14 protein-coding genes are annotated in these 14288 nt (G+C 57.8%); 9 read left to right on the top strand and 5 right to left on the bottom strand.

What is annotated here, in order from left to right:
* The 3 genes from hemX to hemC are packed head-to-tail and all read right to left on the bottom strand — an operon-like array spanning window position 1 to window position 2879.
* Window positions 1-1179, bottom strand: a complete 1179-nt coding sequence (gene hemX / locus GNG29_RS22095) for a uroporphyrinogen-III C-methyltransferase (protein WP_114388261.1) — start codon at window positions 1177-1179, stop codon at window positions 1-3.
* 21 nt (window positions 1180-1200) lie between these two features.
* Complete coding sequence (gene hemD / locus GNG29_RS22090) at window positions 1201-1941, bottom strand: uroporphyrinogen-III synthase (protein ID WP_103177451.1); 741 nt, start codon at window positions 1939-1941, stop codon at window positions 1201-1203.
* Window positions 1938-2879, bottom strand: coding sequence for a hydroxymethylbilane synthase (gene hemC, locus GNG29_RS22085; protein WP_103177450.1), 942 nt, complete (start codon window positions 2877-2879; stop codon window positions 1938-1940). The genes hemD and hemC overlap by 4 nt, the downstream gene beginning before the upstream one ends.
* A gap of 345 nt (window positions 2880-3224) precedes the next feature.
* Between hemC and cyaA the strand changes: the two genes are divergently transcribed.
* Entirely contained in the window at window positions 3225-5771 is a 2547-nt protein-coding gene (gene cyaA, locus GNG29_RS22080; protein ID WP_103177448.1) for a class I adenylate cyclase, read from the top strand.
* Between the two features lie 91 nt (window positions 5772-5862).
* Here the strand turns inward: cyaA and cyaY are convergent, their stop codons facing one another.
* On the bottom strand, window positions 5863-6183 hold the full coding sequence (gene cyaY / locus GNG29_RS22075) for an iron donor protein CyaY (RefSeq protein WP_103177447.1): 321 nt from the start codon (window positions 6181-6183) through the stop codon (window positions 5863-5865).
* Window positions 6184-6319: 136 nt separating this feature from the next.
* Here cyaY and lptM point away from each other — a divergent pair, with 136 nt between their 5' ends.
* The 8 genes from lptM to corA all read left to right on the top strand — a co-directional run bounded on the left by lptM (window position 6320) and on the right by corA (window position 13274).
* Entirely contained in the window at window positions 6320-6523 is a 204-nt protein-coding gene (lptM, locus tag GNG29_RS22070; RefSeq protein ID WP_103177446.1) for an LPS translocon maturation chaperone LptM, read from the top strand.
* Between the two features lie 32 nt (window positions 6524-6555).
* Window positions 6556-7380: a diaminopimelate epimerase gene (gene dapF, locus GNG29_RS22065; protein WP_156655354.1), complete on the top strand. Its 825-nt coding sequence runs from the start codon at window positions 6556-6558 to the stop codon at window positions 7378-7380.
* Window positions 7377-8084, top strand: a complete 708-nt coding sequence (locus GNG29_RS22060; protein ID WP_103177444.1) for a DUF484 domain-containing protein — start codon at window positions 7377-7379, stop codon at window positions 8082-8084. The genes dapF and GNG29_RS22060 overlap by 4 nt, the downstream gene beginning before the upstream one ends.
* Window positions 8081-8983: a tyrosine recombinase XerC gene (gene xerC / locus GNG29_RS22055; RefSeq protein ID WP_156655353.1), complete on the top strand. Its 903-nt coding sequence runs from the start codon at window positions 8081-8083 to the stop codon at window positions 8981-8983. Before GNG29_RS22060 ends, xerC begins: the two co-directional genes overlap by 4 nt.
* Window positions 8983-9699 (top strand): 5-amino-6-(5-phospho-D-ribitylamino)uracil phosphatase YigB, encoded by a 717-nt coding sequence (gene yigB, locus GNG29_RS22050; protein WP_103177442.1) that lies wholly within the window; start codon window positions 8983-8985, stop codon window positions 9697-9699. The genes xerC and yigB overlap by 1 nt, the downstream gene beginning before the upstream one ends.
* 107 nt (window positions 9700-9806) lie before the next feature.
* Window positions 9807-11969 carry a DNA helicase II gene (gene uvrD / locus GNG29_RS22045; RefSeq protein ID WP_156655352.1) on the top strand — a complete coding sequence of 721 codons (2163 nt, stop codon included), beginning with the start codon at window positions 9807-9809 and terminating at the stop codon, window positions 11967-11969.
* 149 nt (window positions 11970-12118) lie between these two features.
* A complete protein-coding gene (gene ysgD / locus GNG29_RS23430) occupies window positions 12119-12175 on the top strand; it encodes a YsgD/CorL family protein (RefSeq protein WP_212743980.1) in 57 nt (18 codons plus the stop codon).
* A 148-nt stretch (window positions 12176-12323) separates the two neighbouring features.
* A complete protein-coding gene (corA, locus tag GNG29_RS22040; protein ID WP_039031208.1) occupies window positions 12324-13274 on the top strand; it encodes a magnesium/cobalt transporter CorA in 951 nt (316 codons plus the stop codon).
* Window positions 13275-13364: 90 nt separating this feature from the next.
* Here the strand turns inward: corA and rarD are convergent, their stop codons facing one another.
* The gene (rarD, locus tag GNG29_RS22035; protein WP_114316424.1) at window positions 13365-14261 is read right to left on the bottom strand and encodes an EamA family transporter RarD; all 897 of its coding nucleotides are present in this window, start codon (window positions 14259-14261) and stop codon (window positions 13365-13367) included.
* Window positions 14262-14288 lie beyond the last annotated feature (27 nt).

The following is a 14288-nucleotide window of genomic DNA, read 5'->3' as shown; positions in this document are numbered from 1 at the left end:
TTACTCTCCTTGCGGTGCGCTGTCAGGGGCGGGAGCTGGAGCTGGGGCAGGAGACTGCTCCGCCGCTTCGCCCGGCTGTGCCAGCAGGTTACGCACGCGCGTCTGCATCAGCTTCTCCAGAATCGGCTGGCTCTCCAGCTTATCCGGAACGTTCATGGTGATGTTCTGTTGGCTCAGCTTGTCCACCTCTTCGAGGAAAGCGGTAGTGGTGGCATCGTCGGTATCGTAGTAAGCGCGTACCCAGGTGGAGACATTATCCAGCGCCTGCTTGTAGGTCTCTTCCTGATGGCGAGGCACAGCCTGCGCGGCCACCAGCAGACGTGAACGCAGGTTCTCGCGCAGGTAGACGTCCTGATTCGGCGCGAGCAGCGGCACGGCGGTCTCATCGCGGCGGCGAACGGTGATAAAGCTGTCCATAAAGTTCTGCCAGCTTTTTTGCAGGTTGATGCGCCACTCGCTCAATGAGCTGGAGAGTTCGCTGCTGTCGGAATCCATCGGGGAGTCGTCGTCGTTATTATCTGCCAGACGCAGGTTATCGATCTGGTTCGACAGCTGATTCACTTTCAGGATGATGCCGTCATAATCCACCTGCGATACGGTCGACAGGCTGGCGATATCCGCAGTGAGTGCCCGGCGGGCAGTGATCAGGCTTGGGTCGTTCATGTCGCCCAGGCTGGCATCGGCGCTTTTCAGCAGCGCGGCAGCGGTGGTGACATCCTGATCGCTCCACAGCTTGCGCCCGGCCAGTTTGACCAGGAAATCAGCCTGCGCCAGCAGCCAGGTTTTGGCATCGGTACCGGAAATAGCCGCCACTTTTTGCTGCATTTCATCCAGCTGTTTGGTCAGCTCGTCCTGCTTACGGGTGGCAGCGGCCAGCTGATCGGCCTGCTGTTTGATCACCCCATCCAGCTCGGCTTTTTGCGACTGCTGCGCCTGTTGCAGGGCGGTGATTTGCGTCACCAGTTCGTCGTTCGTGGCAACCTGATTGGTCGCTTGTTTTTTCACCAGTCCATACAGACCGACGCCAGCGGCCAGCGCAATGGCGATGGCAATCGCGCTTAACGCCAGACTGGTTTTATTGCTGCCATGCTTTTTCTCTGTCGTTTCTGGCTGTGGCGTGGTGTCCACAGTCTCCCTGGTCTCTTCAACCACGGCGGAGGATTTTTCTTGTTCCGTCATTATGGCTTCCCATTATGAGAGTTATTGTAATGCGCGCAGCAGCGCATCGTTGTCGGCGTTATCAGCGATCCGAATATCTTGCCAGCCCAGTTCCCGGGCGAGGTTCGCCAGACGCTCACTGACGACCAGAAGCCGACAGCGGAGTAACCAGTTTTCACGATACCATTGTGGGATCAGCGACCAGAGGTGTTGCAACATTTCGCCGCTGGTCACCACAAGGGTAGTGACGCCGCGCGACTGCCAGCGCATCGCCTCTTCTGCACCGTCATAGTATTTATTACAACGTTGATAACATTCGCAAAATGTCACTTCTGCTCCGCGCTCGCGCAGCGTGTCGCCCAGCAGTTCCCGCCCACCGTTGCCGCGTAAAATCAGAATGCGCTTTCCCACAACGGTTTGTAATTCAGGTAATTGTAGCAACACTTCGCTGGTTTCCCGATCCAGCGGATAGCGAATCTCTTTGCCACTTTCGGTATGCAGCGCCAGGGCGGTGGTTCTGCCGATAGCGAAATAGCGTGGCGCATCCGGCCAGCGCTGGCCCTCCTGCTGCAGCCGGGCGTGGGCAAATGCCACGGCATGTTGCGACAGGGCAAACAGCATGTCATCGGCCCGCAGCGCGGCAAGATGGCCCGCGAGCAGGGGAAGTTCCCGGCCCGGGGAAAACTCAATCAGCGGAAAGCTCCACGCCACCTGCCCCAGTGCGCGCAGACGGCTCACTAACTGATCTCCTGCGGGAGAAGGGCGGGTGACGAGAATACTCATGCCGGGGGTTCTCCATTATAGACATCCGCGAGAATTTCACGGGCGCCGTTATCCAGTAGCTCTTCCGCCAGCGAAATACCCAGCTGTTCGGCGTCCTGCGGTTTGCCGCGACGTTCGCCGCGTACCATCTGCGAACCGTCCGGCGCGCCAACCAGCGCGCGCAGCCACAGTTCGCCATCTGTTAATTCAGCATAGCTGCCAATCGGCACCTGACATCCCCCTTCCAGGCGGGTATTCATGGCGCGCTCCGCCTGCACGCGGATTGCGGTCTCGTCGTGATTGAGCGGTGCCAGCAGCGCATGGGTACGGGTATCGTCGAGCCGGCACTCAATGCCCACCGCGCCCTGGCCCACGGCCGGCAGCGACTGTTCCGGGGAGAGCGCCGCCTTGATACGCGACTCCAAGCCCAGGCGTTTCAGGCCAGCTACCGCCAGAATAATGGCGTCATATTCACCATTATCCAGCTTGCTCAGGCGGGTGCCGACGTTACCGCGCAGGGAGCGGATGATGAGATCCGGGCGATACTCGGCCAGCTGGCACTGGCGGCGTAAACTTGACGTGCCAACGATGCTCCCTTGTGGCAGAGCATCCAGGGAGTCGTAGTGATTCGAGACAAAGGCATCGCGTGGATCTTCCCGCTCGCAAATGGTGACCAGACCCAGCCCCTCAGGGAAATCAACCGGGACGTCCTTCATGGAGTGAACCGCGATATCGGCGCGACCTTCAAGCAGTGCCAGTTCAAGCTCTTTTACGAACAGACCCTTCCCGCCCACTTTCGCCAGCGGTGTATCAAGGATGACATCGCCGCGCGTCACCATCGGCACCAGTTCTACACGCAAACCTGCATGGCAGGCCTCAAGGCGCTGCTTAACATAATGTGCCTGCCAGAGCGCAAGGGGGCTTTGGCGTGTGGCAATTCTTAAAACATTGTCTAACATGCTTGTTACCGTCTTAATCGTCTGCTGACCATCCTAACATTGTTGTCTCAGGACTGTCAGGTTTACGGACGTAGAAGGGGTTCAGGACAGGGCAGCGATTCAGGTTGCCTGCTGCCGTATTCAGGAATTTACACGTTCAGAACGGTGCTACACTTGTATGTAGCGCATCTTTCTTTACGGTCAAACGGCAAGGTGTTAAATTGATCACGTTTTAGACCATTTTTTCGTCTCCATGACCATAAAGATAAGGGCGAAAAAGGGTGACGGCTACTTTCGAAATACTGTGAACGCGTAATCCTCGGTCTTGCTGAAGGTGAGCGCTTTCTGAACATCAGGCGATACGTCTTGTACCTCTATATTGAGACTCTGAAACAGCGACTGGATGCCATCAATCAACTGCGCGTCGATCGCGCGCTTGCTGCAATGGGACCTGCTTTCCAGCAGGTTTACAGTCTGCTGCCGACATTGTTGCATTATCACCATCCGCTGATGCCAGGTTACCTCGATGGTAACGTTCCCAAAGGCATCTGCCTTTTCACGCCTGATGAAACCCAACAGCACTATCTGAAAGAGCTGGAACTCTATCGCGGTATGCCGGCGCAGGAGTCGCCAAAAGGCGAACTGCCTATCACCGGCGTCTACACCATGGGCAGCACCTCTTCGGTGGGGCAAAGCTGCTCGTCGGATCTCGATATCTGGGTCTGCCATCAATCCTGGCTTGATAATGAAGAACGTCAACTGCTGCAGCGTAAATGCAGCCTGCTGGAGAGCTGGGCGGCATCGCTCGGCGTGGAAGTCAGCTTCTTCCTGATTGATGAAAACCGTTTCCGCCATAATGAAAGCGGCAGTCTGGGGGGCGAAGACTGCGGCTCGACCCAGCACATCCTGTTGCTGGATGAATTTTACCGTACCGCCGTGCGCCTGGCCGGGAAGCGTATCCTGTGGAGTATGGTGCCGTGCGACGAAGAGGAGCATTACGACGATTACGTCATGAAGCTCTATGCCCAGGGTGTCCTGACGCCAAACGAGTGGCTGGACCTGGGGGGCTTAAGCTCGCTCTCTGCGGAAGAGTACTTTGGCGCCAGCCTGTGGCAGCTCTATAAAAGTATCGATTCCCCGTACAAAGCGGTGCTGAAAACGCTGCTGCTCGAAGCCTATTCCTGGGAATATCCGACCCCGCGCCTGCTGGCAAAAGACATTAAACAGCGTCTGCATGATGGCGAGATCGTCTCTTTCGGTCTTGATGCCTACTGCATGATGCTTGAGCGCGTCACCGAATACCTGAAAGCCATCGACGATCCGACCCGTCTCGATCTGGTCCGTCGATGTTTCTATCTTAAAGTTTGTGAGAAGCTCAGCCGCGAACGCGCCTGCGTCGGCTGGCGTCGTGAAGTGGTCAGTCAGTTAGTTAAAGAGTGGGGATGGGACGAAGAGCGCCTGTCGATGCTGGATAACCGCGCCAACTGGAAGATCGATCAGGTGCGTGAAGCGCACAACGAACTGCTCGATGCGATGATGCAGAGCTACCGTAACCTGATCCGCTTTGCCCGTCGTAACAACCTCAGCGTTTCCGCCAGCCCGCAGGACATCGGGGTGCTGACCCGTAAGCTGTACGCGGCGTTTGAAGCGCTGCCGGGTAAAGTGACGCTGGTGAACCCACAGATTTCGCCGGACCTGTCTGAACCGAACCTGACCTTTATCTATGTTCCACCGGGTCGTGCGAACCGTACCGGCTGGTATCTGTATAACCGCGCGCCGAGCATGGATTCGATCATCAGCCATCAGCCGCTGGAATATAACCGTTACCTGAACAAGCTGGTGGCGTGGGCCTGGTTCAACGGCCTGTTGACCTCCCGCACGCGTCTGTTTATTAAAGGTAACGAGATTGTCGATTTAGCCAAGCTGCAGGAAATGGTCGCCGATGTGTCGCACCACTTCCCGCTGCGTCTGCCTGCGCCTACGCCGAAAGCGCTCTACAGTCCGTGCGAAATTCGCCATCTGGCGATTATCGTCAACCTGGAATATGACCCGACGGCGGCGTTCCGCAATCAGGTGGTCCATTTTGATTTCCGCAAGCTGGACGTCTTCAGCTTTGGCGAGCAGCAAAACTGCCTGGTGGGCAGCGTCGATCTGCTCTACCGCAACTCGTGGAACGAAGTGCGTACCCTGCACTTCAACGGCGAGCAGGCGATGATCGAAGCGCTGAAAACGATTCTCGGTAAAATGCACCAGGATGCCGCGCCGCCGGACAGCGTCGAGGTCTTCTGTTACAGCCAGCATCTGCGCGGCCTGATCCGTACCCGCGTACAGCAGCTGGTCTCTGAATGTATCGATCTGCGCCTCTCCAGTACCCGTCAGGAAACCGGGCGCTTTAAAGCGCTGCGCGTCTCCGGCCAGACCTGGGGCCTCTTCTTTGAACGTCTGAACGTCTCGGTGCAGAAGCTGGAAAACGCCATTGAGTTTTACGGCGCCATTTCGCACAACAAACTGCACGGTCTGTCGGTACAGGTTGAGACCAACCACGTTAAACTGCCGCAGGTGGTGGACGGCTTCGCCAGTGAAGGGATTATTCAGTTCTTCTTTGAGGAGACGGGGGAGGATGCCGGGTTCAATATCTACATCCTCGACGAAACCAACCGCGCCGAAGTGTATCACCACTGTGAAGGCAGCAAAGAGGAGCTGGTGCGCGACGTCAGCCGCTTCTACTCCTCTTCCCATGACCGCTTCACCTACGGCTCAAGTTTTATCAACTTCAACCTGCCGCAGTTCTATCAGATTGTGAAGGTGGATGGCCGTGCGCAGGTGATCCCGTTCCGCACCCAGGCGATTACCCCGGTCGTCCCTGACAGACAGGACGCCAGTACCCCGCTGTTGCAGCAGTATTTCTCCTGACGGCCATTGCCCGGTGGCGCTACGCTTACCGGGCCTACAAAGGCACGAACCCGTAGGCCGGATAAGCGAAGCGCCATCCGGCAAAACAGCCTTAGCGGAAGCTCACCTCTTCACCCGACTGCTGCGTCGCAGCCTGCTCAAGCAGATCCCAGAAGGTCTCACCGCTGCGATCGCAAATCCACTCGTCGCCTTTCAGGTCGAAGTGGTAGCCGCCCTGTTTGGTGGCGAGCCAGACCTGGTGAAGCGGCTCCTGGCGGTTAATAATGATTTTGCTGCCGTTTTCAAAGCTGATGGTCAGCACGCCGCCGTTGATTTCACAATCGATGTCGCTGTCGCCATCCCAGTCATCCAGGCGTTCTTCGATGGTTTGCCACAGGTTATCGGCGAGGCGATGGAATTCACTGTCATTCATGGTTCTGTTCCTGTTTTTCGTGATGGCGGCAGTATAACGCTAAATAATTCCGGTTGCAGGTTAGCGGCAAACTCTTGCTTTTGTGCCTTCTCCTGCGATGATAGAAAACAGATTTGAACTTACAGGCAACATGATAATGAAAAACGTTTTTCGAACGCTTGCCGTTCTCCTTACGCTGTTTAGCCTGACCGGATGTGGTCTGAAAGGGCCGCTCTATTTCCCGCCAGCAGATGAAACCGCACCACCGCCGACCAAAAAAGTGGAAAGCCCAGTGCAAACCACGATGCCGGATCGTAACGATCGTGGCGACAACAACGGTCCAAGCCAGGTCAATTACTGACAAGCGCTCCTGTCCGCGCAATGGAGTAAATAATGCAGTTTTCTAAGATGCATGGCCTTGGCAATGACTTTATGGTCGTCGACGCGGTAACGCAGAATGTCTTCTTTTCCCCGGAGCTGATCCGCCGTCTGGCCGATCGGCACCTGGGGGTGGGGTTTGATCAGCTGCTGGTGGTTGAGCCGCCCTACGATCCGGATCTCGATTTTCACTATCGCATCTTTAATGCCGACGGCAGCGAAGTCTCCCAGTGCGGCAACGGCGCGCGCTGTTTTGCCCGTTTTGTCCGTCTGAAGGGGCTCACCAACAAGCGCGATATTCGCGTCAGCACCGCCAACGGACGGATGGTACTGAGCGTGACCGACGACGAGCTGGTGCGGGTGAATATGGGCGAGCCGAACTTCGAACCCTCGCAGGTGCCGTTCCGCGCCAACAAAGCGGAAAAGACCTATATCATGCGCGCGGCGGAACAGACAGTCTTGTGCGGCGTGGTCTCCATGGGGAACCCGCACTGCGTGATTCAGGTTGATGACGTGGCGACGGCGCCCGTCGAAACCCTCGGCCCGGTGCTGGAGAGCCATGAGCGTTTTCCGGAACGCGCCAACATTGGATTTATGCAGGTTCTCACCCGCGAACACATCCGTCTGCGCGTTTTTGAACGTGGCGCAGGCGAGACGCAGGCGTGCGGCAGCGGTGCCTGTGCGGCCGTTGCGGTGGGGATTACGCAGGGTTTACTGGCACCAGAGATTCGCGTGGATTTACCAGGCGGGCGTCTTGATATCGCCTGGAAAGGCCCGGGCCAGCCGCTCTATATGACCGGCCCGGCGACACAAGTTTATGACGGGTTTATCCATCTATGAAACAACCAGGAGAAGAACTGCAGGAGACGCTGACGGCAATGGACGACCGGGCGGTTGTTGATTACCTGTTGCGCCATCCTGATTTCTTTATTCGCAATGCGCGTGTCGTTGAAGAGATGCGCGTCCCGCACCCGATCCGCGGCACGGTCTCGCTGGTTGAGTGGCATATGGCGCGCGCGCGCAACCATATAAACCATCTTGAAGAGAACATCTCCCTGCTGATGGAGCAGGCGAGCAGTAATGAAGGGCTGTTCTATCGCCTCCTGCACCTGCAATCCCGGCTGGCGTCGGCCAGCAGCCTGGACGAATTTCTTCTCCGTTTGCATCGCTGGGCGCGGGATCTGGGGCTGGCGGGTGCCACGATACGCCTCTTCCCGGACCGCTGGCGCATTGGCGCACCCTCACGTTTTACCCATCTGGCCCTGTCGCGTCAGGCGTTTGAGCCGCTGCGCATTCAGCGTATGGGACAAGCGGACCACTATCTTGGACAGCTGAATGGTCCTGAACTCCTGGTGGTGCTGCCAGAGGCCAAAGCCATCGGGTCGGTAGCCATGTCGCTGATGGGGCGCGACGGCGAGCTTGGTGTAATGCTGTTTACCAGCCGCGATCCGCATCATTACCAGCAGGGACAAGGCACACAGCTGCTGCAGGAGATTGCGCAGATGCTGCCCGAGCTGCTGGAGCGCTGGATTGAACGCGTATGACGGACGCTCAGCTGGCACCTGCCGTTACCCGTTTTCTGCGCTATCTGGGCGTTGAGCGCCAGCTCAGCCCGATCACCCTGTTGAACTATCAGCGTCAGCTTGATGCCATCATGCAGTTAGCCGATGAAATCGGCCTGACGAGCTGGCAACAATGTGATGCCGCCACGGTACGCACGTTTGCCGTGCGCAGCCGCCGTAAAGGGCTAGGCCCGGCCAGCCTTGCGCTTCGGCTCTCGGCACTGCGCAGCTTCTTTGACTGGCTGGTCAGCCAGGGCGAACTCAGCGCCAATCCGGCCAAAGGGATCGCCGCCCCGAAAGCGCCGCGCCATCTGCCCAAAAATATCGACGTGGATGACGTTAATCGCCTGCTGGATATCGATCTCAACGATCCGCTGGCGGTGCGTGACCGCGCCATGCTGGAGGTGATGTACGGCGCCGGCCTGCGTCTTTCCGAGCTGGTTAACCTGGATATCAAACATCTCGATCTGGATACCGGGGAAGTGTGGGTGATGGGCAAAGGCAGCAAAGAGCGGCGCTTGCCCATTGGCCGCAATGCCGTGGTGTGGATTGAGCACTGGCTCGATCTGCGCGGCTTGTTTGGTACCGAAGAGGAGGCGCTCTTCCTCTCGAAGCTCGGCAAGCGCATCTCGGCGCGTAACGTGCAAAAACGGTTTGCCGAGTGGGGGATTAAGCAGGGGCTGAACAGCCATGTCCATCCCCATAAACTGCGCCATTCGTTCGCCACCCACATGCTGGAGTCCAGCGGTGACCTGCGTGGCGTCCAGGAGCTGCTGGGCCACGCCAACTTGTCCACCACCCAAATCTATACCCATCTCGATTTTCAACACCTTGCCTCGGTGTACGACGCGGCGCATCCACGCGCCAAACGGGGGAAATAATGCGTTTTTATCGTCCATTAGGCCAAATCTCTGCCCTGACGTTTGACCTTGATGACACCCTTTACGACAACCGTCAGGTGATCCTGCGAACCGAGCAGGAAGCACTGGCCTTTGTACAAAACTATCATCCGGCGTTAAAAGCGCTGGAAAACAAAGAGTTTCACCGTCTTCGCCAGGCGTTACGGCAGACCGAGCCGGAAATCTATCACGATGTGACGGAATGGCGCCGTCGGGCCGTTGAGCTGGCTATGCTCAACGCGGGTCTGACCGCTGCCGAGGCCGCGCTTGGCGCAGAAGCCTCGATGGCGCACTTCGCGACATGGCGCAGCCGTATCGACGTCCCGCAGGAGACGCACGACACGCTGGCTGCGCTTGCCGAAAAGTGGCCGCTGGTGGCTATCACCAACGGCAATGCCCAGCCGGAACTGTTCGGCCTTGGCGACTACTTCCAGTTTGTGCTGCGCGCAGGCCCGCATGGGCGCTCGAAGCCCTTTAACGATATGTACCATCTGGCGGCGGAGAAGCTCGACCTGCCGCTGGGGAATATTCTTCACGTGGGCGATGACCTGACCACCGATGTTGCTGGGGCGATCCGCTGCGGCATGCAGGCCTGCTGGATCAAGCCTGAAAATGCCGATCTGATGACTACGCTGGACAGCCGTCTGCTGCCGCACCTGGAAATTTCACGGTTGGCATCCCTCACCACGCTGATATAATCACCAGTAATATTGTATAAATTACCAGGGTTTTGCGGTCGAAGGCCCGGTAAGCGAAGCGCCAGCGGGCGTTTTGCAGTGTTCCTGATTACTACGTGACGGTGCCAATGGACGTTTCTTACCTGCTCGACAGCCTCAATGACAAACAGCGTGACGCGGTTGCCGCGACGCGCACCAACATGCTGGTACTGGCTGGGGCGGGCAGTGGTAAGACACGCGTGCTGGTGCACCGTATTGCCTGGCTGCAGAGCGTGGAGAACTGTTCGCCATACTCCATTATGGCGGTGACCTTCACCAACAAAGCGGCGGCGGAGATGCGCCACCGTATCGCCCAGCTGATGGGCACCAGCCAGGGCAGCATGTGGGTGGGTACCTTCCACGGGCTGGCGCACCGCCTGCTGCGTGCGCACCACCTGGACGCTAACCTGCCGCAGGACTTTCAGATCCTCGACAGCGAAGACCAACTGCGTCTCCTGAAGCGCCTGATCAAGGCGATGAACCTCGACGAGAAGCAGTGGCCGCCGCGTCAGGCAATGTGGTACATCAACAGCCAGAAAGACGAAGGGCTGCGTCCGCACCATATCCAGAGCTTTGGTAATCCGATAGAGCAGACCTGGCAGAAGGTCTACCAGGCCTACCAGGAAGCCTGCGATCGCGCAGGACTGGTGGATTTTGCCGAGCTGCTGTTGCGCGCTCATGAACTGTGGCTCAACAAACCGCATATTCTGCAGCACTATCGCGAACGCTTTACCAACATCCTGGTCGATGAATTCCAGGATACCAACAACATTCAGTATGCCTGGATCCGCCTGCTGGCGGGCGACTCCAGCAAAGTGATGATCGTCGGCGACGACGACCAGTCGATCTACGGCTGGCGCGGCGCGCAGGTTGAGAACATCCAGCGCTTCCTGAAGGATTTCCCGGGCGCAGAGACCATTCGCCTGGAACAGAACTACCGCTCCACCAACAACATTCTGAGCGCCGCCAACGCCCTGATTGAAAATAACAACGGGCGCCTGGGCAAAAAGCTCTGGACCGAGGGCATCGACGGCGAGCCGATCTCCCTCTACTGCGCCTTTAACGAGCTGGATGAAGCCCGCTTTGTGGTCAACCGGATCAAAACCTGGCAGGACAACGGCGGGGCGCTGGAGCAATGCGCCATCCTCTATCGCAGTAACGCCCAGTCGCGTGTGCTGGAAGAGGCGCTGCTACAGGCCAGCATGCCCTACCGCATCTACGGCGGCATGCGCTTCTTCGAACGTCAGGAGATCAAAGACGCGCTCTCCTATCTGCGTCTGATCGCCAATCGCAACGACGACGCAGCCTTCGAGCGCGTGGTCAACACGCCAACCCGCGGCATCGGCGATCGCACCCTGGATGTGGTGCGTCAGACCTCCCGGGATCGCCAGCTGACGCTGTGGCAGGCGTGTCGCGAGCTGCTGCAGGAGCGGGCGCTTGCCGGACGCGCAGCCAGCGCGCTGCAGCGCTTCCTGGAGCTTATCGAAGCTCTGGCCCAGGAAACCGCCGACATGCCGTTGCACGTTCAGACCGACCGGGTGATCAAAGACTCCGGCCTGCGCATGATGTATGAGCAGGAGAAAGGCGAGAAGGGCCAGACCCGTATCGAGAACTTAGAGGAGCTGGTGACCGCCACGCGTCAGTTCAGCTACAACGAAGAAGATGAAGACCTGATGCCGCTACAGGCGTTCCTGTCCCATGCCGCGCTGGAGGCGGGCGAAGGGCAGGCCGACACCTGGCAGGACGCGGTGCAGCTGATGACCCTCCACTCGGCCAAAGGTCTGGAGTTCCCGCAGGTATTTATCGTCGGCATGGAAGAGGGGATGTTCCCGAGCCAGATGTCGCTGGATGAGGGCGGACGTCTGGAGGAGGAGCGTCGTCTGGCCTATGTGGGCGTGACCCGCGCGATGCAAAAGCTGACCCTGACCTATGCCGAAACCCGCCGTCTGTACGGCAAAGAGGTCTATCACCGCCCGTCACGCTTTGTCGGCGAGCTGCCGGAGGAGTGTGTGGAAGAGGTACGCCTGCGCGCAAGCATCAGCCGCCCGGTGAGCCATCAGCGTCTGGGGACGCCGGTCTCGGAAAGCGACAGCGGCTTTAAGCTGGGCCAGCGCGTTCGCCATGCCAAATTTGGCGAAGGCACCATCGTCAATCTGGAAGGCAGTGGCGAGCACAGCCGTCTGCAGGTGGCGTTCCAGGGGCAGGGCATCAAATGGCTTGTGGCCGCTTACGCCAGGCTGGAAATCGTGTAACTTTCAGAAAAATATCACTATTTTGTAACTATCTGCTAGCCTTATATGTATAAGGCTATTTATTACCCTTCAGCGTTCCGTTGCGAGTTGACGCCGCCGTGACTGCTGGCGTAACATGCGCGCACGATTACGCTAAGAGGACATTCGCCTTGGACACACCCAGTAGATACTGGCTCAATTCCCTGTCATCCAGGAACAACTCCTAAGGCTATCTCCTCACGCTGATGGCCTTAGTGGTTGTCAGCGACACTTCTTCCCGTCGCGCTGAGTCAGGCTGTTTAATGGTCTGAAACCCAAATTGTTTCTGTGTGCCCACCGAACTGTCCGATATTTTTTGCATTGGGAGTCCCGGTCATGCTGAGCGCATTTCAACTGGAAAAAAACCGACTGATTCGGCTTGAAGCTGAAGAGTCACAACCCCTCATTGATGCCGTTTGGGTGGATCTGGTCGAACCGGATGACGACGAACGCCTGCGCGTACAATCTGAGCTCGGACAAAGCCTGGCCACCCGCCCGGAACTGGAAGACATCGAAGCATCGGCCCGTTTCTTTGAAGACGAAGATGGCCTGCATATTCACTCCTTTTTCTTCTTTGAAGATGCCGAAGATCACGCCGGTAACTCCACCGTCGCATTTACCATCCGCGATGGCCGCCTGTTTACCCTGCGCGAGCGTGAACTGCCTGCGTTCCGCCTCTACCGTATGCGTGCCCGTAACCAGGCGATGGTGGACGGCAACGCCTATGAGCTGCTGCTTGACCTGTTTGAAACCAAAATCGAACAGCTGGCGGATGAGATTGAGAACATCTACAGCGATCTGGAAGAGCTGAGCCGGGTGATCATGGAAGGGCATCAGGGCGATGAGTACGATGAAGCGCTGTCAACGCTGGCAGAGCTGGAAGATATCGGCTGGAAAGTCCGTCTGTGTCTGATGGATACCCAGCGCGCGCTGAACTTCCTGGTGCGCAAGGCACGTCTGCCGGGTGGGCAGCTGGAGCAGGCGCGTGAGATCCTCCGCGATATCGAATCCCTGCTGCCGCACAACGAATCCCTGTTCCAGAAGGTGAACTTCCTGATGCAGGCGGCGATGGGCTTTATCAACATCGAGCAGAACCGCATCATCAAGATCTTCTCGGTGGTGTCGGTGGTCTTCCTGCCGCCTACCTTAGTGGCGTCCAGCTACGGGATGAACTTCGAGTTTATGCCGGAGCTGAAGTGGAGCTTTGGCTACCCGGGGGCGATTGTCTTTATGGTGCTTGCCGGGCTGGCGCCGTATCTCTACTTCAAGCGCCGTAACTGGTTGTGAGTGTTGCGCCCGGTGGCGCTACGCTTACCGGGCCTGGAAAAGCACGAACCCGTAGGCCGGATAAGCGAAGCGCCATCCGGCAAAAAAGCACTACAGCCCTCTGCGCGTCCTGCGCTGGGTATAAATCGCATCCGCCACAAACACCGCCAGCGCCACCCAGATAAACGCGAAAGTCACCATCTTATCCGCACCCGGCACTTCGCCGTAGAACAGCACCGCCAGCAGGAACATCAGCGTCGGGCCGATATACTGGAAGAAGCCCAGCGTTGACAGGCGCAAGCGCGTTGCCGCACCGGTAAAGCAGAGCAGCGGGATGGTCGTGACCACACCGGCGGCCATCAGCATCACGTTCAGCGTCCACGGGTTGCTGCCCATATGGCTGGTGCTGCTGTCGGCGATAGCAAACAGATAAATGGCGGCCACTGGCAGCAGCCACAGGGTTTCAAACAGCATCCCGGTTTGCGCTTCGACGGCGATTTTTTTACGTACCAGACCATAAAAGGCGAAGCTGAACGCCAGCCCCAGAGCGATGATCGGCAGCGAGCCAAAGGTCCACAGCTGAACCAGCACGCCACAAAAGGCGAGAAGCACCGCCAGCCACTGCATCCGACGGAAGCGCTCGCCGAGGAACAACATCCCCAGCACGATATTCACCAGCGGGTTAATGAAATAGCCGAGGCTCGCCTCCAGCATATGCTGGTTGTTCACCGCCCAGATGAACAGCAACCAGTTGCCGCCAATCAATACGGCGGAGAGCGCCAGCAGGAAAATTTTCTTAGGCGTTTGCAGAAGCGTTTTCACCCCTGACCACTGACGGCTTACGCTCATCAGGGCCACCATAAAGAAAAACGACCAGATCACGCGGTGAGTGAGAATTTCATCGGCAGGAACGTAGTGAATCAGCTTGAAGTAGGCGGGCGCGATACCCCAGATAAAATAAGCGGCAAGCGCGAGTAAAACGCCCTGCCGCGTCTGTTTAGCATCCATCAGGAAAATCCGTTACAAATATGTCAC

The organism is Leclercia sp. Colony189 (genome assembly GCF_009740165.1).
Taxonomy (GTDB): Bacteria; Pseudomonadota; Gammaproteobacteria; order Enterobacterales; family Enterobacteriaceae; genus Enterobacter.
Note: the sequence above shows the minus strand (reverse complement) of the source record. Positions and strands in the feature narration are given on the sequence as shown.